Below are 20,333 nucleotides of genomic sequence, written 5' to 3'. Positions count from 1 at the left end.
GTCGTGAAAAGGGTGGTTCGGCGGGCGGTTCGACGGGTCGTGCGGCGGGGGCGGGGCTTCGTTCAGTGCGCATCCGTCCAGTTCTCCGCGAGGTCGCCCCACAGGTAGGCGGTGGTCTCGACACCCTTCATGAGGAGGTCGAGCTCGACCTTCTCGTTCGGGGCGTGCCAGCCGTCGGAGGGGACGGAGATGCCCAGGAAGAGCACGGGGGCGTCCAGGACGTCCTGGAGGTCGGCCGCCGGGCCCGAGCCGCCTTCGCGCGTGTAGCGGATCTTCTGCTCGAAGGCGCGGCCCATCGCCCGTACGACGGACTGCAGGGCCGGATGGTCGAGTGGGGTCAGACACGGCCGGGTGGCGGCCCCGAAGGTGATCGTGTGGCTGATTCCGGCGGGCAGCTGCTCGGCGACCCAGGCGGTGATCGCCTTCTCGACATGGTCGGGGTCCTGCCCGGCGACCAGCCGGAACGACAGCTTCAGCATGGCGGAGGACGGCACGATGGTCTTGCCGCCGGGGCCTTGGTAGCCGCCCCCGATCCCGTTGACCTCCGCGGTGGGCCGGGCCCAGATGCGCTCCAGGGTGCTGTGTCCGGCCTCGCCGTGGGTGGCGTGGGACTTGGCCGTGCGCAGCCACTGGCCCTCGTCGAAGGGCAGCTCCGCGAAGAGCGCGCGCTCGCGGTCGGTGAGCTCCTGGACACCGTCGTAGAAGCCGGGCACGGCCACGCGCGCGTCCTCGTCGTGGAGCGCGGCGACGAGGCGGGCGGCGGCGGTCGCCGGGTTCGGGACGGCGCCGCCGAACGATCCGGAGTGGATGTCCTGGTCGGGGCCGCGCAGTTCGATCTCGCAGTCGGCGAGGCCACGCATCCCGGTGCACACCGTGGGGGTGTCCTCGGACCACATGCCGGTGTCGGAGACGATCACGGCGTCGGCGGCCAGGCGCTGCGCGTGACGCTCGACAAGGGCGCGGAAGTTCGGCGAGCCCGACTCCTCCTCGCCCTCGACGAGCAGCTTGAGGTTGACGGCGGGGGCGGTCCGCCCGGTCACGGCGAGGTGGGCGCGCACTCCGAGTGTGTGGAAGAACACCTGCCCCTTGTCGTCGGCGGCACCGCGCGCGTGGAGCCGATCACCGATGACGACGGGTTCGAAGGGGTCGGTGTCCCAGCCGTCCTCGCGGGCGGCGGGCTGTACGTCGTGGTGTCCGTAGACGAGCACCGTGGGCGCCTCCGGGTCGCCCGAGGGCCACTCGGCGAAGACGGCGGGGGCGCCGGCCGTCTCCCACACCTCGGTGGTCGGGAAGCCGGTCGCGGCCAGTTGCGCGGCGAGCCAGTCGGCGCTGCGCCGCACGTCAGGAGCGTGGGCGGGCTGGGCGGAGACGGAGGGGATCCGCAGCCAGACCGCGAGGTCGTCGAGGAACGCCGCTCGGTTGTTCTCGATGTACGCACGGACCGTGCTGACCACACTGTCAGCGTTCTCGACGGGCTTGCTCATGGTCACGAGCCTAGTCCCCCACCGGAGCGTGCTCGGTCGGCGGCTCCTCGACGGGCTCCTCCGCCGTCCCCGCGTCCTGGGTGAGGAGTCGCTCCAGCTCGGCGCGGCCTGGCAGCCGCCTCGGCCGGACCGTCTCCCCGCTGCGTACGTAGACGAAGGCGGCGCTGACCGACTCCAGGGGGATGCCTTGCCGCTCGGCCCAGGCGAGCCGGTAGACGGCGAGCTGGAGGGGGTCGCCGTTCTGCTGGTGGCCGGTCTTCCAGTCGATGATCTCGTACGTCGCCGCGTCGCCGTCGCCCTGCTTGTAGACGGCGTCGATGCGGCCGCGCACGACGCGGTCCGCGACGGCCAGCTGGAAGGGCAGCTCGATCCGGTAGGGAGTGCGGTGCGCGTACGGGGTGCGCTCGAAGGCTTCCTTGAGCGTCTCCAGGTCCTGCTCGTCGGCGACCTCCGCGTCGCTGCCGGGCAGCTCCTCCGGGTCGAGCATGGGCAGGCGCAGCTCTTCGAAGCGGGCCTCGATCCAGGCGTGGAAGCGGGTGCCGCGACGGGCCGCCGGCTGGGGCGGGCGCGGCATGGGGCGCGCCAGCTCCTGCGCGAACCCGTCGGGGTCGGCGGCCAGGCGCAGTACCTGGGACGCCGTGAGCGAATGCGGCACGGGCACCTCGCGCACCCCGGCGCGAGCGCGCAGCAGCTCACCCGTGAGGGCGTCGAGGTCGCGGTCCCAGGAGGCGATGGTGCGGGCTTCCTCGGCGGTGAGCGTGGGCTCCGGGGCGGGATGCGGAACAGCGGGCAGGGCGGGCTCGTCCGGCGGCTCCGGCACGCGCGCGTGGGAGGGCGGTTCCGGCGTCGGGTGCGGGAGGGCGGGCCGCTCGGTGGGCAGGGCGTCCCAGTCGCCGGGGAGCTCCTCGGCCGACGTCTCGTCCGCGAAGGGCGGTTCCTCGTCGTCGGGCGGGGGCGGCCAGTCCGGATCCTCGAACGGGGGCTCGGTGTGCGCGGCGGGATGTGTCTGCGTGTGCGCGCGGCCTTCCGCCGGATCGGTGGCGCGCTCCGCATACGCGAGCACCGTGTCGGCCGCCGCGCGGCGGCGTGCGAAGGACGCCTCGTCGAGCGGCAGCGGCCAGGCGTGCTCGGCCGACGCCTCCTGGAGGGCCGGGTTCTCCGCGTCCTTTGCGGGTTCGTCCGCCCATGCCTCGATCTCGCCGTACCCGGCGGCGCAGTGCTCGTACAGCGCCTGGAGGAAGTCGGACGGGCCGCGCGGCTTCTTCTGGGACGGTCCCCACCAGTGGCCGGAGCCGAGCAGCAGAGTGCGGGGGCGCGTGAAGGTGACGTAGCCGAGGCGCAGCTCCTCGGTGTGCTGGTGGTCCTTCATGTCGGCGTGGAACGCCTTCATGCTCCGCGAGTCCCACGCCTCTATGCCGGGCAGGGTGGCGGCGTCGCCGCGCAGTTCGTGCGGCAGCACCTTGCCCTGCGCGGTCCACTTCTCGCGGCCCTGGCTGCTCGGGAAGGTGCCGTTGACGAGACCGGGGACGGCGACGACGTCCCATTCGAGGCCCTTGGACTTGTGGGCGGTGAGCACCTTCACCGTGTTCTCGCCGCCAGGCAGCGCGTTGTCGAGGCCCTTCTCGTACTGGGCGGCGGTGCGCAGGAAGCCGAGGAAGGCGAGCAGGGACGCGGAGCCGTCGTTGGCCGCGAAGGAAGCGGCGACATCGAGGAAGTTGGACAGGGTCTCGCGGCGGCGGGCGGCCAGCGCGTGCGGGGACGCGGAGAGTTCCACCTCCAGGCCGGTGACGGCGAGGACGCGGTGCAGGACGTCCATGAGCGGGTCGGACAGGGAGCGGCGCAGCTCGCGCAGTTCGGTGGCGAGCCGGGCGAAGCGCACGCGCGCGTCCGAGGAGAACGGCAGCCCGTCGTCGTCCCCGTCGGCCTCCACAGAGGTCTCCAGGAAGGTGTCGAGCGCGTCCGCCAGCGATATGACCTCGGACGGGTCGACGCCTTCGACGGCCTCGGCCAGGCGCCGGTCGGGGTCCTCCTCGTCGCCCCCGCGCGCGTGGGAGACCAGCAGGCGGGCCCTGCGCCCGAGGAGGGCGAGGTCGCGGGGGCCGATGCGCCAGCGCGGGCCGGTCAGCAACCGCACCAGTGACGCGTTGGCACCCGGGTCCTGGAGCACCTCGCACACGGCGACGAGATCGGCGACCTCGGGAAGGTGCAGCAGTCCCGACAGACCGACCACTTCGACCGGGATGTCGCGGGCGACGAGGGCGCCCTGGATCTCGGCGAAGTCGGTCGCGGTGCGGCACAGGACGGCGATCTCGCCGGGCTCCTTGCCGGTCCGCACGAGATGGGCGATGGAGTCGGCGAGCCAGGCGATCTCCTCGCTGTGGGTGGCAAGGAGTGCGCAGCGCACGATGCCGTCGCGTTCGGCTCCGGGGGCGGGCCGCAGGGCCTCCACGCCCGCGTGCATCGCGCGCAGCGGCTCGGCAAGGCCGTTGGCCAGGTCCAGGAGGCGGCCGCCGCTGCGCCGGTTCTCGCTGAGCGCGAAGCGGGTGGCCGGGCGGCCGTCGGCGTACGAGAAGTGGTGCGGGAAGTCGTCGAGGTTGGCGACCGAGGCGCCGCGCCATCCGTAGATCGCCTGGCAGGGGTCGCCGACGGCGGTCACGGCATGGCCGGTGTCGCCGCCGAACAGGCCCGCGAGGAGGATGCGCTGGGCCACCGAGGTGTCCTGGTACTCGTCGAGCAGGACGACGCGGAACTCGTCCCGCAGGATCTCGCCGACCTCGGGGCGGGTGCTGGCCAGGGTGGCCGACAGGGCGATCTGGTCGCCGAAGTCGAGGACGTCCCGCGCCCGCTTGGCCTCCCGGTAGCGGTCCACGAGTCCGGTCAGTTCGAGGCGTGCGGCGGCGGCTTCGGGGACCTTGCGCAGGTCCGCGTTGCTGAGCTTGACGCCTTCGAGGGAGCGCAGCAGCTCGTGGTCGTACGCCCGGAGGCGGTCGGGCCGTACGAGGTGCTCGGCCAGCTCGGAGTCGAGGGCGAGGAGGTCGCTGACGAGGTCGGCGAAGGAGCGGGTCAGGGCCGGGTAGGGTCCCGGTGCCTCGCGCAGCACGCGCGCGGCGAGCTGGAAGCGGGTGGCGTCGGCGAGCAGCCGCGTCGTCGGTTCGAGGCCGATGCGCAGCCCGTGATCGGTCAGGAGCCGCCCGGCGAAGGCGTGGTACGTGGAGATCAGGGGCTCGCCGGGAGGGTGGTCCGGATCGATGGTGTCGGGGTCGGTGACGCCCGCCTTGATCAGGGCCTTGCGGACGCGCTCGGCCAGCTCGCCCGCCGCCTTGTTGGTGAACGTGAGGCCGAGGACCTGCTCGGGCGCGACCTGCCCGGTGCCCACCAGCCAGACCACGCGCGCCGCCATCACCGTCGTCTTGCCGGATCCGGCTCCGGCCACGATCACCTGCGGGGCGGGCGGCGCGATGATGCAGGCCGTCTGCTCCGGGGTGAACGGGATGCCGAGGAGCTCCTTGAGCTGCTCGCAATCGGTGAGGCGGGTGGTCACCTCAACGAGGCTAACCGGCACCACTGACAGCGCCGGTCCGTTTCGACCCTGCGGAGGCGTACGTCACTCCACGACGTGCTGTCCCTCGGAGCGCGCGCTGCACGAGGCGCGGAAGGCGCAGTGCGTGCAGTGCTGGCCGGTGGTGGGGGTGAAGCGCTCGTCCAGGACCTTTCCGGCGGCGGTGGCCAGGAGATCGCCGACCCACTCCCCTTCGAGCGGCTCCTGCGCCTGCACCTTGGGGAACGTCTCGCCGCCGGCCTTCTGCGGGGCGCCCTGGCGCAGCTGCACCAGTTCGGCGCCGCCGGGGTGCGGCCTGGCTCCGTCGAAGGGCTCGTCAACGGCGCCCTCGCGCACGGCGAGCTGGTAGACGGCGAGCTGCGGGTGGCGGGCCACCTCGGCGGCGCTGGGCGCCTGCTTGCCGGTCTTGAAGTCGACGACGTAGGCGCGGCCCTCGGTGTCGCGCTCGACGCGGTCCATGGAGCCGCGGATGCGCACTTCGTAGGAGCCGGCCTCCAGGGTCACGTCGAAGGCGTGCTCGCTGGCGACCGGGGTGCGCCCGGAGCGGTCCATGACGTGCCACTGGAGGAAGCGTTCGAGCGCCACGCGCGCGTGCTCCTTCTCCTGCGCCGACTTCCAGGGCGCGTCGAAGGCGAGCGCGTCCCAGACGGAGTCGAGGCGCTCCATGAGGACGGCGAGGTCGGCCGGGGTGCGTCCGGAGGCGACCTCGTCGGCCAGGACGTGGACGACGTTGCCGAAGCCCTGGGCGGCGGTGGCGGGCGCGTCGGCCTTCACCTCACGGCCGAGGAACCATTGCAGCGAGCAGGTGTTGGCGAGCTGGTCGAGGGCGCTGCCCGAGAGCACGACGGGCTTGTCCCGGTCGCGCAGGGGGACCTTGCTCTCGGTGGGCTCGTACATGCCCCACCAGCGGTACGGATGGGCGGAGGGCACGAGCGGCCGGCCGTCGTCGTCGCTGAGCGCGGCGAGACGGGCGAGGCGCCGCGCGGCGGCCTCCCGCAGGGCGTCGGAGACGCGCGGGTCGACCGTGGTGGCCCGCAACTCGGCGACCAGGGCGGCCACGGACAGCGGGCGACGCGGGCGCCCGGTGACGTCCTTGGGCTCGACGCCGAGTTCGGTCAGGAAGCGGGAGGGCTGGTCGCCGTCGTCCGCGGGCGCCTTCACCGCGGTGACGACGAGTCGCTCCCGCGCGCGCGTGGCCGCCACGTAGAACAACCGCCGCTCCTCGGCGAGCAGCGCGCCCGGGGTGAGCGGCTCGGCGAGGCCGTCGCGGCCGATGCGGTCGGCCTCCAGGAGGGAGCCCCGGCGGCGCAGGTCCGGCCACAGTCCCTCCTGGACGCCCGCGACGACGACGAGCCGCCACTCCAGGCCCTTGGAGCGGTGCGCGGTCATCAGCCGTACGGCGTCGGGGCGCACGGCGCGTCCCGCCAGGGTGTCGGCGGCGATGTCCTGCGCCTCCAGCTCCTCCAGGAAGTTGCGGGCGCCGCGACCGCCGGTGCGCTCCTCCGCGCGGGCGGCGATCGCGAACAAGGCGCACACGGCGTCGAGGTCACGGTCCGCATTGCGCCCTGCCGCGCCGCCGCGACGGGCGGCGCGCTCCAGGCGATGGGGCCACGGTGTGCCGTTCCACAGCTCCCAGAGGGCTTCTTCCGCGCTGCCCCCGTCGGCGAGCTTCCGGCGGGCCGTGGCGAGGAGTGCGCCGAGACGCTGCGCACCGCGCGCGTAGGCGGGATCGTGCAGGGCGAGGCGCTCGGGTTCGGCGAGGGCGCGGGCGAGCAGTTCGTCGGAGGGCGGTGGCACGGGGTTGCCCGCGGTGCGCTCCTCCTCGCGCAGGGCGCGTCCCAGGCGGCGCAGGTCCGCGGCGTCCATACTCGCCAGCGGCGAGGTCAGCAGGGTGAGAGCCGTCTCGACGTCGAGACGGAAGGCGGTGTCGTCCGCGTCTCCTTCGGACGGGTTCTGTGCGACCGCCTTCAACGCGGTGAGCAGCGGCGCGACAGCCGGCTCGTGGCGCAACGGCAGGTCGTCGCCGTCGATGTCCAGGGGGACACCCGCCGCGGTGAGCGCGCGGCGTACCGACGGGATGCTGCGCGCCCCCGCGCGCACCAGGACGGCCATGTCGCTCCACGGAACCCCGTCCTCCAGGTGGGCCCGGCGCAGGATGTCCGCGATGTTGTCGAGTTCGGTGCCGGCCGTCGGATACGTGTAGACCTCGGTCCCGCCGCCCTCGCGCACCGGCGTGAGCGCGCGGTGGGCGCGCACCTTCTCGGCGGGCAGGCGGGTCAGTGGCATGCGCTGGGTGACGCGCCGGGTGGCCTCCAGGAGGCTGCTTCCGGAACGCCGGGACGTGGTGAGGACCTCGACCGGCGCGGGCATGCCGCCCGCGCGCGGGAAGGCGTCCGGGAAGTCCAGGATGCCGTTCACGTCGGCGCCGCGGAACGTGTAGATCGACTGGTCGGGGTCACCGAACGCGACCAGGGTGCGTCCGCCGCCCGCGAGCGCGTGCAACAGCCTGACCTGGGACGGATCGGTGTCCTGGTACTCGTCGACGAACACGGCGTCGTACTGCGCGGCCAGGTTTCCGGCGACCTCGGGCCGGTGGGCGAGGAGCACGGCGCGGTGCACGAGCTCCGCGTAGTCGACGACACCCTGCATGTCGAGGACGTCCAGGTACTCGGCGAGGAACGTGGCGGCGGCCCGCCAGTCCGGGCGGCCTATGCGGCGCGCGAACGCGTCCAGGGCAGCAGGCCCCAGGCCCAGCTCGCGACTGCGGGCGAGGACCGCGCGTACTTCGTCGGCGAACCCGCGCGTGGTGAGACAGGCGCGCAGTTCGTCGGGCCAGCGGACGTGCGCGAGCCCGCTCTGCTCCAGGCCGATCTGGCCGGCGAGCAACTCGCGCACGGCGACGTCCTGCTCGGGTCCCGACAGCAGGCGCAGGGGTTCGACGAAGAGGTCCGTGTCCTGGTGGGCACGGACGAGCGCGTAACAGAAGGAGTGGAACGTCGTCGCCTGCGGGGCGCGCGCCGCCCCTATGCGCAGCGCCATCCGGTCGCGCAGTTCGACCGCCGCCTTGCGGCTGAACGTGAGCACAAGGATGCGTGCGGGCTCCGTGCCCTTGGCGATGCGCGCCGCCACCGCTTCCACCAGCGTCGTGGTCTTGCCCGTGCCGGGCCCGGCCAGAACGAGCAGGGGGCCGTGGTCGTGGTCAACCACAGCCCGCTGAGGTGCGTCCAGACGAGGGGGGGCCGCGGGGGCCGGCGGGGTGCGCACCAGTCGATAAGCACCCGGGATCCCCTGTCGGACCGGGTGGTGCGACAGCTGCCTGGTGGACGAAGTGGAGCTCACGTGGATCGCTGGTCCTGGTGGGTGTGCGGGTGGTCGAAGCGCCGTCCGTGCGAAACGGTGGCTGTGGGGCGAAGGAGGTGTCTGCCATCGACGGTGCCGTCGACGCTACGCCGTCGAGTGTGGCGGAAGCCGCGCTTCCGACGTCTTCCTCACGCCACTCCGGGCACAGATGTGCCCAGTCTCACGAACGGACACGGTCGTGGCGAAGTGCCCCGAACGCGCCGTTTCCCCCGTACGGGCCATCGGCACCCCACCCGCGCGCGGGATGGCCGAAGCTGTCAATCGTGAGCTTCCGTACGTGTCCGGCCGTCCCATCGGGCCCGCTTCATGTCCAGACGCGGCAGGTGGCCGTCGGCGGAGCGGGAGGCGCCTCGCAGGGGGGTGCTCTCGTCCCGGTAGTGGCCGAGCGCTCTCAGTTCGTGGCCCGGGAGCAGGGCCCCGTCGGCGCGCACCACGCGCCACCACGGCACGCCGCCGCCGTAGAGGGCCATCACCCGCCCCACTTGGCGCGGGCCGCCCTCCCCGAGCCACTCGGCGACGTCCCCGTACGTCATGACCCTGCCGGACGGAATCAGTTCGGCGACCTCAAGGACCCGCTCCGCGTACTCCGGGTGGGCGGGCGGTCCACCCGCCGGTTCGCTCTCCTCGCTCATCCGGTCCATCCTGCCCCACGCCACCGACAACGCGGAGCCTCGTACGAAATGCACCCTGATGCCTTCCTGCGGCGGCGGGACATGCCACCATCGTGCGGGCGGTGATCGGTGATACGAGATCAACAAGAGACGACGGAGCAGCAGAGCGTGCACCCCGACAAGGCGGAGGGCACCTCTGTGACACCGGCGCGCCCTGACGACGCGGCCGGGGAGGCCGCCGAGACCAAGCACGAGCAGCCCCTGCACGACCCCGACTGTGCCGACACGGACACGCACGCGGAGCGGGTCGAGGGCGACGAACCGTTGCTCCCCGCGCGCGTGCACCGCCCTTCGGACCTGATGCGGCTGCTCGTGGGCGTGCTCGCGGTCGCCGTCCTGCTGGCCATCGCCGCGTTCGCGCACGCCACGACATCGGGCTTCGCCCAGGACATCAACAAGGGCACCGGCCAGGCGCCCGACCTGCTGACCAAGTTCGCCGGGCTCGCCTCCAGCATCGCCATCCTGCTCGTCCCGGTCGCCTTCGCCATCGAGCGGCTCATCAAGCGCGACGGACTGCGGATCGCCGACGGAGTGCTCGCGGCCGTCCTCGCGCACGGTGTGACGCTCGCGACCGATCTGTGGGTCGCCAAGGCCTCGCCGCAGTCCATCCAGGACGCGCTCACCAAGGTGTCTCCGGGCGACATCCACGCGCTCACCGACCCGGTGCACGGCTATCTCGCGCCCGTCATCGCGTACATGACCGCCGTCGGGATGTCCCGGCGACCACGATGGCGCGTGGTGCTGTGGGTGGTGCTGCTGCTCGACGCCTTCGCCATGCTCGTCACCGGCTACACCACGCCCTTCTCGATCATCCTGACGATCCTGATCGGCTGGACCGTCGCCTACGGGACGCTGTACGCGGTCGGCTCGCCCAATGTGCGCCCCACCGGGCAGACGCTCCTCGCCGGCCTGCGCCACGTCGGCTTCCACCCCGTCAGCGCCTCCCGCGAGGAGGTGCACGAAGGCGCCACGGAGAACGGCGACAGGGGGCGGCGCTACTTCGTCACCCTGGAGGACGGGCCACCCCTCGACGTCACCGTCGTCGACCGCGAACAGCAGGCGCAGGGCTTCTTCTACCGCGTGTGGCGCCGTCTGACGCTGCGCGGCATCACCCAGCGCCGCAGCCTGCAGTCGCTGCGCCAGGCCCTGGAGCAGGAGGCGCTGCTGGCCTACGCGGCGATCTCGGCCGGGGCGAACGCGCCCAAGCTGATCGCCACCTCCGAGCTCGGCCCCGACGCCGTGATCCTCGTGTACGAGCACATCGGCGGCCGGTCCCTGGACTCGATGCCGGACGAGGAGATCACCGACGACCTGCTGCGCGACACCTGGCACCAGGTGCAGGCGCTGCAGTCCCGGCGGATCGCCCACCGGCGGCTCGCGGGCGACGCGCTTCTGGTGGATCGTTCCGGCACGGTGTTCCTCACGGATCTGCGCGGCGGGGAGATCGCCGCGGGCGAGCTGGTCCTGCGCATGGACATCGCGCAGATGCTCACCACCCTCGGCCTGCGCGTCGGCGCCGAACGCGCGGTCGCGTCCGCCGTCGGCGTCCTGGGCCCCGACACCGTCGCCGACTGTCTCCCGCTGCTGCAGCCGATCGCGCTCACCCGCTCCACCAGGGCGACACTGCGCAGGCTCGGCCGGGAACGTGCCCAGCGCGAGCGCGAGGCCGTCCTGGAGGCGTCCAGCAAGGCCAAACAGGCCCGCCTGGAAGAGTCCTCCGCCGTCGATGGCGCGCAGTCCGTACGCGCCGAGAAGAAGTCGGAGAAGAAGTCCGAGAAGGCCGAACGGCAGGCCGAGAAGCGCGCCATAGACGTCGCCCTGGACGAGGCGCGCGAGGAGGACCTGCTCACCCAGATCCGCCACCAGGTGCTGCGCATCCGGCCGCAGGCGCCGGTCGAACCGGCCCGCCTGGAGCGCATCCGGCCGCGCACCCTGATCAGTTTCATCGCGGGCGCGATCGGCGCGTACTTCCTGTTGTCGCAGCTCACGCACATCGACTTCGGCGCGATCGTCGGCGAGGCCGAGTGGGGCTGGGTCGGCCTCGCGGTGGTGTTCTCCGCGCTCAGCTACGTGGCGGCGGCGATGAGCCTGCTGGGCTTCGTGCCCGAGCGGGTGCCCTTCATGCGGACCGTGGCGGCGCAGGTCGCCGGGTCGTTCGTGAAGATCGTGGCACCCGCGGCCGTCGGCGGTGTGGCGCTCAACACGCGCTTCCTGCAGCGCGCGGGCGTCCGCCCAGGACTCGCGGTCGCCAGTGTCGGCGCCTCGCAACTGTTCGGCATGGGCAGCCACATCCTTCTGCTGCTGACCTTCGGCTATCTGACGGGGACGGAGAAAACCCCGTCCTTGTCGCCGTCCCGCACCGTCATCGCGGGTCTGCTGACCGTCGCCGTGCTCGTCCTTGTCGTCACATCGATCCCCTTCTTGCGGAAGTTCGTCGTCACGCGCGTGAGGTCGCTCTTCGCCGGTGTCGTCCCGCGCATGCTGGACGTGCTGCAGCGGCCCCGCAAGCTGCTCACCGGCATCGGCGGCATGCTGCTCCTCACCGCCTGCTTCGTGATGTGCCTGGACGCATCCATCCGTGCCTTCGGCGACAACACGACGCACCTGAGCCTGGCCAGCGTCGCGGTCGTCTTCCTCGCGGGCAACGCGCTCGGCTCCGCCGCACCGACCCCCGGCGGTGTGGGCGCCGTCGAGGCGACGCTGACGGTGGGTCTGATCGCCGTCGGCCTGCCCAAGGAAGTGGCCGCCCCCGCGGTCCTGCTCTACCGCCTGCTTACCCTGTGGCTGCCCGTGCTTCCCGGCTGGCTGTTCTTCAACCACCTGACGCGCAAGGGCGCCCTGTAACGCGCGCGTGCCTCCCGGGGACGCCCGCGGCGACCTCACTCGCACAGCCCGCAGCCCGAGCGCACCGCACAGCGTCGCCGCAGGATGGACGCATGCCCACTCCGTCCCGGCCCCGCGCCGCCGCTCTGGCCGTCACCGCCGCTCTGCTGTCCACCTCGCTCGCGGCGTGCGGCGGGTCCGAGGACGATGTGGACCTGCCGTCGCAGAAGCTGAGCTGGAAGGACTGCCCCGCGCCCGCCGACTCGCAAGGCGGCGGTGACGCCCCGTCCCCCTTGCCCGGCGGCGCCCAGTGGCAGTGCGCCACGATGAAGGCGCCGCTCGATTGGGGCGACCCGAAGGGCCGGACGATCGACCTCGCACTCATCCGCGCCAAGGCGAGCGGCGACAAGGACAAGCGCATCGGCTCGCTGCTCTTCAACTTCGGCGGCCCCGGCGGCTCGGGCGTCACCAGCCTGCCCGCGTTCGCCACCGACTACGCGAAGCTGCGCACCCGCTACGACCTGGTGAGTTTCGACCCGCGCGGGGTCGGTCGCAGCGCCGGCGTCGAGTGCGAGAGCGACAAGGAGCTCGACGAGTACTTCCAGCAGGACTCCACGCCGGACGACACGGCGGAGCGGACGAGACTCGCCGCCACCATCAAGTCGTTCAACAACACCTGCGAGAAGAACTCCGGCAAGACCCTCCCCCACGTCCGCACCACCGACGCGGCCCGCGACATGGACCTGATGCGCCAGGCCCTCGGCGACGACAAGTTGCACTATTTCGGTATCTCGTACGGGACCGAACTCGGAGGCGTCTACGCGCACTTGTTCCCCCGGCACGTGGGCCGCGCCGTGTTCGACGGCGTCGTCGACCCCACACAGAACTCGGAACAGGGCTCGCTGGGTCAGGCCGAGGGGTTCCAGCTCGCACTCGACAACTACGCGAAGGACTGCACGTCCAAGGACGAGGGCTGCCCGGTCGGCGACACCCCCGAGGAGGTCAAGGAGAAGATCGCCAAGCTGCTCGAGGAGCTGGAGGACGAGCCGATCCCGGGCATCTTCCCCCGCGATCTGACCCAGACCGCCGCCACCAACGGCATCGCCCAATCCCTCTACTCGCAGGACTTCTGGGAGTACCTCACCGAGGGGCTGCAACAGGCGTACGACGGCGACGGCAAAGTCCTCATGATGCTGTCCGACTCGATGAACGGACGCAACGAGGACGGCACGTACAGCAACACCCAGGCCGCCAACGTCGCCATCAACTGCGCCGACGACAAGTCCCGCTACACGGCTGAGGACGTGGAGGCGAAACTGCCCGAGTTCCGTGCCGCCTCCTCGCTGTTCGGCGACTATCTGGCCTGGGGCATGCTCGGCTGCACCGGATGGGCCGTCGACGGCGCCGCCGACCACCCGGACGTCAGCGCCTCAGGGTCCGCGCCGATCGTCGTCGTCGGCAACACCGGCGATCCGGCGACCCCGTACGAGGGCGCGCGGAAGATGGTCGAGGCGCTGGGCGACGGCGTGGGGGTCGAGGTGACGTACAAGGGCCAGGGGCACGGGGCGTACGACAGCGGGAACAAGTGCGTGCATGCCGCGGTGGACAGCTACCTCCTGGACGGGAAGGTCCCGAAAGAGGGAACGGTCTGCTCGTGATCATGGAGTTGTCCACAGGCTGAAGCGGATGTCGGCACCGCCTCCTACGATGGCCTGACTGTTCCTCGAACCGGGGCAGTTCAGGGGGGAGGTGCCATGGCACCAGGACATGCACGTGCCTGCGCGGGCACACGCACACGGGCGGTCACAGGGGTCCGCGCACTCGCGCTGGCAGCGGTGGTCGTGCTGACCACCGGTCTGGCGACAGGCTGCAGCGGCACGGACGGAAGCGGTTCGGGCAGCGGCGGGGACGATCCGAAACCGTCGAAGAGCTCCGCCTCTTCTCCCGCCGCCGCGACCACGCCTCGCGCGGCCCAACCGCCCCCACTCCCCTCCTCCCTCACGGCTCAGCGCCTCGGCTGGGGCCGCTGCGGAGCCACGGAGGGCGCGCCCGCGCCCGGTTCCGACTGGCAGTGCGCGACGCTCGAGGCCCTGCTGGATTACGCGAAGCCGGACGGGCCCACGATCGGCATCGCACTCATCCGGGCCAAGGCCCAGGGCGACCGGGACGACCGGATCGGCTCACTGCTGTTCAACTTCGGCGGTCCGGGCGGCTCCGGTGTCGAGCGCATGCCGGCCTTCGCCCCACAGTACGAGGAACTGCGCGAGCGCTACGACCTGGTCAGCTTCGACCCGCGCGGGGTCGCGGCCAGCGAAGGCGTGCGGTGCCGCGGCGACAAGGACAGGCAAGCCGCCGAATCCGTCGACGCGACGCCCGACAGCCCTGCGGAGGAGGCCGCCTTCCTCAAGGACGCCGCCGACCTCGGCAAGGGCTGCGCGAAGGCCGGAGATCTGCTCCGCCACGTGTCGACCACCGAGGCGGCACGCGACATGGACCTGATGCGACGAATCCTCGGGGACGACGAACTGCACTACATGGGCGTCTCCTACGGCACCGAACTCGGCGGCGTCTACGCCCACTTGTTCCCCGACAAGGTCGGCCGACTCGCCCTGGACGCCGTCATGGACCCGACGGCGGGACGCATCGGGGAGGCCGAGAACCAGGCGCGCGGATTCCAGCGCGCCCTCGACAACTACTTCAGGTCGCGCGGCAAGGATCCGAAACAGGGGTCGCGCGAGATCACGGCGCTCCTGAAGCGGCTCGACTCTCGTCCGCTGCCCACGGCCGGCGCTCGCGAACTGAACGAATCGCTTGCTCTCACCGGCATGGCGGTCACCCTCTACAACAAGGACAGCTGGCCCGCCCTCACACGAGGCCTGCAGGACGCGGAGAGGGGCGACGGCACGACACTGCTCTCCCTGGCCGACGCCTACAACGACCGGGCCGAGAGCGGGCACTACGGCACCGCGAGCTACTCGCAGCGCATGATCTCCTGCCTCGACGACAAGGCACGGCCGACCGTGGCGCAGACGAAGGCCCGGCTCGACCGCTTCCGTGCGCTCTCGCCCGTCTTCGGCCCGTACATGGGCTGGGACACCACGGGCTGGTGCCACGGCTGGCCCGTGCCGGGGCACTGGGACGACATGGACGTGAGCGCGCCGGGTGCGGCGCCGGTGCTCGTCGTCGGCAACACCGGCGACCCGGCCACCCCGTACGAGGGCGCGCGCCGTATGGCCGACGAGCTCGGCAAGGGCGTCGGTATCGAGCTGACCTGGAAGGGCCAGGGGCACGGGGCCTACGGCCGCGGCAGCTCCTGCGTCGACTCGACGGTGGACGCGTATCTGCTGGAGGGCCGAATACCGCGCGACGGCAAGGTGTGCTCCTGACCGCGGAGGCGACCGGCGCGCGGCGGGCTCCGGACACGCCGGACGGGCCCCGCGCGCAGTGCGCGAGGCCCGTCCTGGTGAGTCACGACCGGGCGGTGGCCCGGCGGTCCGGCTAGTAGACCGGCTTGCCGGGCTCGATCTGGTTGACCCAGCCGATGACACCGCCGCCGACGTGCACGGCGTCCGCGAAGCCCGCGGACTTCAGCACGGCGAGGACTTCCGCACTGCGGACACCCGTCTTGCAATGCAAGACGATCTTCTTGTCCTGCGGGAGACCCTCGAGGGCGGTGCCCATCAGGAACTCGTTCTTCGGGATCAGCTTGGCGCCCGGGATGGAGACGATCTCGTACTCGTTCGGCTCGCGGACGTCGATGATCTCGATGCTCTCGCCGTCGTCGATCCACTCCTTGAGCTGCTTGGGAGTGATCGTCGAACCGGCCGCCGCCTCCTGCGCCTCTTCGGACACGACGCCGCAGAAGGCCTCGTAGTCGATGAGCTCGGTGACGGTCGGATTCTCGCCGCAGACCGCGCAGTCGGGGTCCTTGCGGACCTTGACCTGGCGGTACTGCATCTCCAGGGCGTCGTAGATCATGAGGCGGCCGACCAGCGGGTCACCCACACCGGCCAGGACCTTGATCGCCTCAGTGACCTGGATGGAGCCGATGGACGCGCACAGCACGCCCAGGACGCCGCCCTCGGCGCAGGAGGGGACCATGCCGGGGGGCGGGGGCTCCGGGTAGAGGCAGCGGTAGCACGGACCGTGCTCGGACCAGAAGACCGAGGCCTGGCCGTCGAAGCGGTAGATCGAACCCCATACGTACGGCTTGTTGAGCAGCACGCACGCGTCGTTGACCAGGTAGCGCGTCGCGAAGTTGTCCGTGCCGTCGACGATCAGGTCGTACTGGCCGAAGATGTCCATCACGTTGTCGGCCTCGAGCCGCTCTTCGTGCAGGATCACGTTCACGTACGGGTTGATGCCGAGGACCGAGTCCTTCGCGGACTCCGCCTTGGAGCGGCCGATGTCGGCCTGGCTGTGAATGATCTGGCGCTGCAGGTTCGACTCGTCGACCTCGTCGAACTCCACGATGCCGAGCGTGCCCACGCCGGCCGCGGCCAGGTACATCAGGGCCGGCGACCCCAGGCCGCCGGCGCCCACACAGAGCACCTTGGCGTTCTTCAGCCGCTTCTGCCCGTCCATCCCGACATCCGGGATGATCAGGTGGCGGGAGTACCTGCGGACCTCGTCTACGGTGAGCTCAGCAGCTGGCTCGACCAGGGGTGGCAGCGACACGGGGACTCCGTTGGTCGGTATCTACGTACGGTTGTTCTGTCTGCAACACTGCCACGCCCTCCTTCATTCCGAGACACCCGGTCCGACACGCGAGACGATCTCGTCCCAGTAGCCGGGCATCGATTCCCAGGGGTCGCTCAGTCCCCCACGGTCCGTGTGGTCGGTGAACCAGATCGTGCCCGCGCCCTGCCAGCGCGCGATGCGCAGCGCCTCGTCGAGATGGCCGCGGGGCGTGCCGTGGACGAAGTGGCAGAACCGCTCGGGCGGATGGTCGGCGGTCCACTCCGCCACCTGCGACCAGCGGTAGTCGCTCCAGGGGCCGGAGAACGTCACCAACTGGTCGGCGGTCTCGGCGTATCCGGGGTAGGGGTGGGTGCCGTGGCCGAGCACGATGTGGGCGTCGTCGACGAGCGCGCGCAGCGTCGCCACGGTGCGCCGGACCTCGGGCAGCGCGACCCGATCGGTGGGGCAGCGGTCGAGGCTGAACCCGTCGACCCGGTACCAGTCGAGGAAGCGGTGGGCGTCGGAGACGAGCTCGCCGAAGGAGCGGGCGCCGTAGGTCATGTCGAGGTGACCGAGGACACGGATGCCCGCGTTGCGCAGGCGGCCGGCCGCTTCCAGGCAGTGCGGGTCGGGCCGGGCGCCGGGGCCGCGGGCGACATTGAGGACGACCCAGTGCAAGGGGGTGCTCGGGCGGGTCAGTTCGGCCCACTCGGCGGGCGCGACGAGGGGGTGCGCGAAGCCGGGGATGCCGAAGCCGAGGCGTACGTCGGTGCTCGACAGGCCGGTCGCGGTAGGGGTCAGATACGGCATGCCGCCTCCATCCAGATGTCGGCGAGGGACTCTTCGAGGTTGATGCGGGGACGCCAGCCGAGCCGGTCGCGGGCCGTGCGCACGTCGGCCTGCTGCCAGCTGCCGCAGCCGTCCGGGTACGGGTACGCGGCGGGCGGCGGCCCCTGCGTCCCGTGGTCTGATTCGGAGCGGGGGTGGATGACGGATTGCCGCATCGGGCCCGGAGGCGCGTCGAGCTCGTGGAGGGCGCCGCCGAATCCGGCGACCCGGGCGAGGACCGCGGCGGCGTCGCGCAGGCGTACGGCGCGGCCCGAGCCGATGTTGATGACGCCCTGCGCGGCGGAGAGCGACGCGGCGTGCACGGCGCGCGCGACATCGCGTACGTCGATGAAGTCGCGCTGCGCGCCGAGGCCGCCGAGTTTCAGCTCACCGTCCCCGGCCTGCATCGCGCGGCGCATGGCCTCGGCGAGCCGGCCGAGCGGGGAGCCGGCGGGGGTGGCGGGCCCCGCGGGTGAGAAGACGCGCAGGACGACGGCGTCGAGGCCGGAGCCGAGGACGAGTTCCGTGGCGGCGAGTTTGCTGACGCCGTACGGGCCGCCGGGGCGGGGCACGGCGTCCTCGGCGGTGGACGAGCCGGGCTGCGAGGGGCCGTACTCGGCGCCGCAGCCGATCTGCACGAGGCGGGCGCCGCAGCTGCTGCGGCGCAGGGCCTCACAGATGGTGGCGACGGCGACTGTGTTGTGCCGGGTGAGGTCGCGGGCGCCGCCGCGGGTGGCGCCCGCGCAGTTGACAACCACTCCCGGATGGACGGCGTCCAGGAAACGGGTGAGCGCGCCCGGACTGCCGGTGGCCAGGTCGAAGCGGACGTCGGCGTCGTCGCCCCGGCCGAGCGCGGTGAGTTGCACGGCGGGGTCCGCCAGGAGTCTGTCGGCGACGAAGCGGCCGAGATATCCGTTGGCTCCGATCAGCAGGACCCTCATCGGACGCCTCCCGGAGTGCGCGCTCCGTGGGTGTAGCGCGGCCCGCGAGGTCCGGAGTATCCGGCATATCCGGCGCCTCCGGGGGGAGGGGTGGTCATCTGGCGTTCTCCTTATGCGTTGTGCCGTGAGTCAGCGGGGGAGCCCGCGGTGTCGGCCCCGCGGGAAAGGGGTGTGCCTGACTGGAAGGCAGATGGCGCGGCGCGCTCGGTGCGGCGCGCCGCGGTGGTCAGGGAGCGCCCCCCGCTGCGGCGCTGTCCGCGCTCGCGTGGGCGGAGGCTCGGGTCAGCGTGCGCATGGCGTGCACGAGCAGCGCCAGGGCGGCTCCGCCGCAGGCCACACCGGGTACGACACCCGCGCCCAGGGCGTCGACGGCTGTCTCGACGGGTGCGCCCAGAGCGTCGCAGCCGGGCAGGCGCGCGGCGAAGACGGAGGCGACGGCCAGGATCTCGACGGCCGCGGCGGCGCCGAGCACGACGGCGGGGGCGTGCGTGCGCCCGTGCGCGATGAGGAGTCGGGCGAGCAACAGCAGTACGCCGAGCGAGCCCGCACCGAGGTAGTCGATGTCCTGGTCGAGCAGGGCTCCGGACAGGCCGAGCAGGACGGTCAGGGCGAGCGCGCTCAGAGTGATCACGGAGAGGAGCAGCGGCCTCGCGGAGGCGGCGAACTCGGCGAGTCCACGGCTGCTGGCGAGACGGCGGCGGGCTCCGGCCGAGTAGAGCCCGGCGCACCAGGCGGCGGGCGCCACGGCCACGGTCAACGCGAGGAGCGGGGCGGTCGCCGGGGGCCAGGTGTCGTCGGGGCCGCCGGACAGGGCGACGATCAGCAGGTCGTCGCCGAGCAGGGCGTAGGCGAGGAGCCAGCAGCTCCAGAGGCGGGTCGCGAGGGTGGTCACCCGGATCGTGGCGCGCAGCGGTCCGTGCCGCAGGGCCGTACGCAGGGCGACCGCGCCGGCCAGCGCGCCGACGACACCGGTGGCCACTCGCGCGGTGCCGGAGGTGTGCGCGAGCGCGAGCAGAGTCAGTGCGCAGACCGCGCCGGGGACCAGCGCGAGCAGGGCCCATGCGCCGCGCACGCCAGTGGTGGGCGTGGGTGCGGCCGCGATCGGCTCGTCCTGCTCGCCGTTGCGCGGCACGCGCGCGTACATCTCCTCGGCGAGCGCGAACACGTCCTTGTGCCGGTAGCGGGCCGCGGCCCGGTCGGTCACGCCGTGCGCCTCGAGCCCGGCGGCGATCTCCAGCGGGTCGATGGCCCGCTCACAGAGTTCACGATGCCGGCGCATCAGGGCTTTGACGGGATCGGCGTTGGCGCGGCGGTGGAGGCTACGGGGACTCGCCGCCTGGGCCGGGACGGGGTGAGGGCGGAGAGGTGGGAGCGGGGTCGGTGTGCGGGAGGTCGCTTGCTGAGATCGGCCCGGTTCGGCGCGCCGGTTCTGACGGGCGCCGAGGGCCCAGTTCTGATCACCGCCCGGGTCCGGGTCGCCGCTGAGGTCCTCGCGCGGGTCCGGGTCGCCGCTGAGGTCCTCGCGCGGGTCCGGGTCGCCGCTGAGGTCCTCGCGCGGGTCCGGGTCGCCGCTGAGGTCCTCGCGGGGGTAGGCCTCGCCAGGACCCGGCTCGACGCCGATGTCCGCCCCGGTGGCCCGGTCCTGACCGGCGTCCGGACTCGGCTCCGCACGCCGGTCCCGATCAGCGACCGAGGTCAACTCACCGCCAGGGACCACACCCGGACAACTCGGCTCTGCGTGCTGGTCGGCCTCGCCAGGACCCGGCTCGACGCCGGCGTCCGCCCCCGCGGCCCGCTCCTGACTGGCATCCGGACTCGGCTCGGCACGCCGGTCCCGATCAGCGACCGAGGCCAACTCACCGCCAGGGACCACACCCGGACGACCCGGCTTGCCGTGCCGGTCGGCGCCGCTGGAGTTCGGCTCAGCTCCCCGGCCGTCCCGCCCCGCGGCGAGCGATTGTGCCAGGGCCTGGGCCGAAGCCGTTCC

At 72.4% G+C, this 20,333-nt stretch carries 11 protein-coding genes; 3 read left to right on the top strand and 8 right to left on the bottom strand.

Annotated features, from left to right (window positions below; genetic code table 11):
• Window positions 1-62 precede the first annotated feature (62 nt).
• From ACH4RC_RS12140 to ACH4RC_RS12125, 4 genes are all read right to left on the bottom strand, one after another.
• Window positions 63-1,484, bottom strand: coding sequence for a dipeptidase (locus tag ACH4RC_RS12140; protein WP_398198706.1), 1,422 nt, complete (start codon window positions 1,482-1,484; stop codon window positions 63-65).
• Between the two features lie 10 nt (window positions 1,485-1,494).
• Window positions 1,495-5,025, bottom strand: coding sequence for a UvrD-helicase domain-containing protein (locus ACH4RC_RS12135; protein ID WP_398198705.1), 3,531 nt, complete (start codon window positions 5,023-5,025; stop codon window positions 1,495-1,497).
• Between the two features lie 63 nt (window positions 5,026-5,088).
• The gene (locus tag ACH4RC_RS12130) at window positions 5,089-8,382 is read right to left on the bottom strand and encodes an ATP-dependent helicase (RefSeq protein WP_398198702.1); all 3,294 of its coding nucleotides are present in this window, start codon (window positions 8,380-8,382) and stop codon (window positions 5,089-5,091) included.
• Between the two features lie 278 nt (window positions 8,383-8,660).
• Window positions 8,661-9,035: an MGMT family protein gene (locus tag ACH4RC_RS12125; RefSeq protein WP_398198699.1), complete on the bottom strand. Its 375-nt coding sequence runs from the start codon at window positions 9,033-9,035 to the stop codon at window positions 8,661-8,663.
• Between the two features lie 108 nt (window positions 9,036-9,143).
• Between ACH4RC_RS12125 and ACH4RC_RS12120 the strand changes: the two genes are divergently transcribed.
• From ACH4RC_RS12120 to ACH4RC_RS12110, 3 genes are all read left to right on the top strand, one after another.
• Window positions 9,144-11,918, top strand: coding sequence for a YbhN family protein (locus ACH4RC_RS12120; protein WP_398198696.1), 2,775 nt, complete (start codon window positions 9,144-9,146; stop codon window positions 11,916-11,918).
• A gap of 92 nt (window positions 11,919-12,010) precedes the next feature.
• Window positions 12,011-13,555 carry an alpha/beta hydrolase gene (locus tag ACH4RC_RS12115; protein WP_398198693.1) on the top strand — a complete coding sequence of 515 codons (1,545 nt, stop codon included), beginning with the start codon at window positions 12,011-12,013 and terminating at the stop codon, window positions 13,553-13,555.
• A gap of 96 nt (window positions 13,556-13,651) precedes the next feature.
• Window positions 13,652-15,283 (top strand): alpha/beta hydrolase, encoded by a 1,632-nt coding sequence (locus ACH4RC_RS12110; protein ID WP_398198689.1) that lies wholly within the window; start codon window positions 13,652-13,654, stop codon window positions 15,281-15,283.
• A gap of 112 nt (window positions 15,284-15,395) precedes the next feature.
• On the opposite strand, the gene moeZ is transcribed toward ACH4RC_RS12110, so the two are convergent.
• The 4 genes from moeZ to ACH4RC_RS12090 form a co-directional block, all read right to left on the bottom strand.
• Window positions 15,396-16,574 (bottom strand): adenylyltransferase/sulfurtransferase MoeZ, encoded by a 1,179-nt coding sequence (gene moeZ / locus ACH4RC_RS12105; RefSeq protein ID WP_398198686.1) that lies wholly within the window; start codon window positions 16,572-16,574, stop codon window positions 15,396-15,398.
• Between the two features lie 63 nt (window positions 16,575-16,637).
• Entirely contained in the window at window positions 16,638-17,387 is a 750-nt protein-coding gene (locus ACH4RC_RS12100) for a spherulation-specific family 4 protein (RefSeq protein WP_398198684.1), read from the bottom strand.
• Window positions 17,375-18,346: an NAD-dependent epimerase/dehydratase family protein gene (locus tag ACH4RC_RS12095; RefSeq protein ID WP_398198682.1), complete on the bottom strand. Its 972-nt coding sequence runs from the start codon at window positions 18,344-18,346 to the stop codon at window positions 17,375-17,377. Before ACH4RC_RS12095 ends, ACH4RC_RS12100 begins: the two co-directional genes overlap by 13 nt.
• A gap of 226 nt (window positions 18,347-18,572) precedes the next feature.
• On the bottom strand, window positions 18,573-20,045 hold the full coding sequence (locus tag ACH4RC_RS12090; protein WP_398198681.1) for a hypothetical protein: 1,473 nt from the start codon (window positions 20,043-20,045) through the stop codon (window positions 18,573-18,575).
• Between the last annotated feature and the right edge of the window lie 288 nt (window positions 20,046-20,333).

It is taken from the genome of Streptomyces sp. NPDC016845 (assembly GCF_044332585.1).
GTDB lineage: Bacteria > Actinomycetota > Actinomycetes > Streptomycetales > Streptomycetaceae > Streptomyces.
Note: the sequence above shows the minus strand (reverse complement) of the source record. Positions and strands in the feature narration are given on the sequence as shown.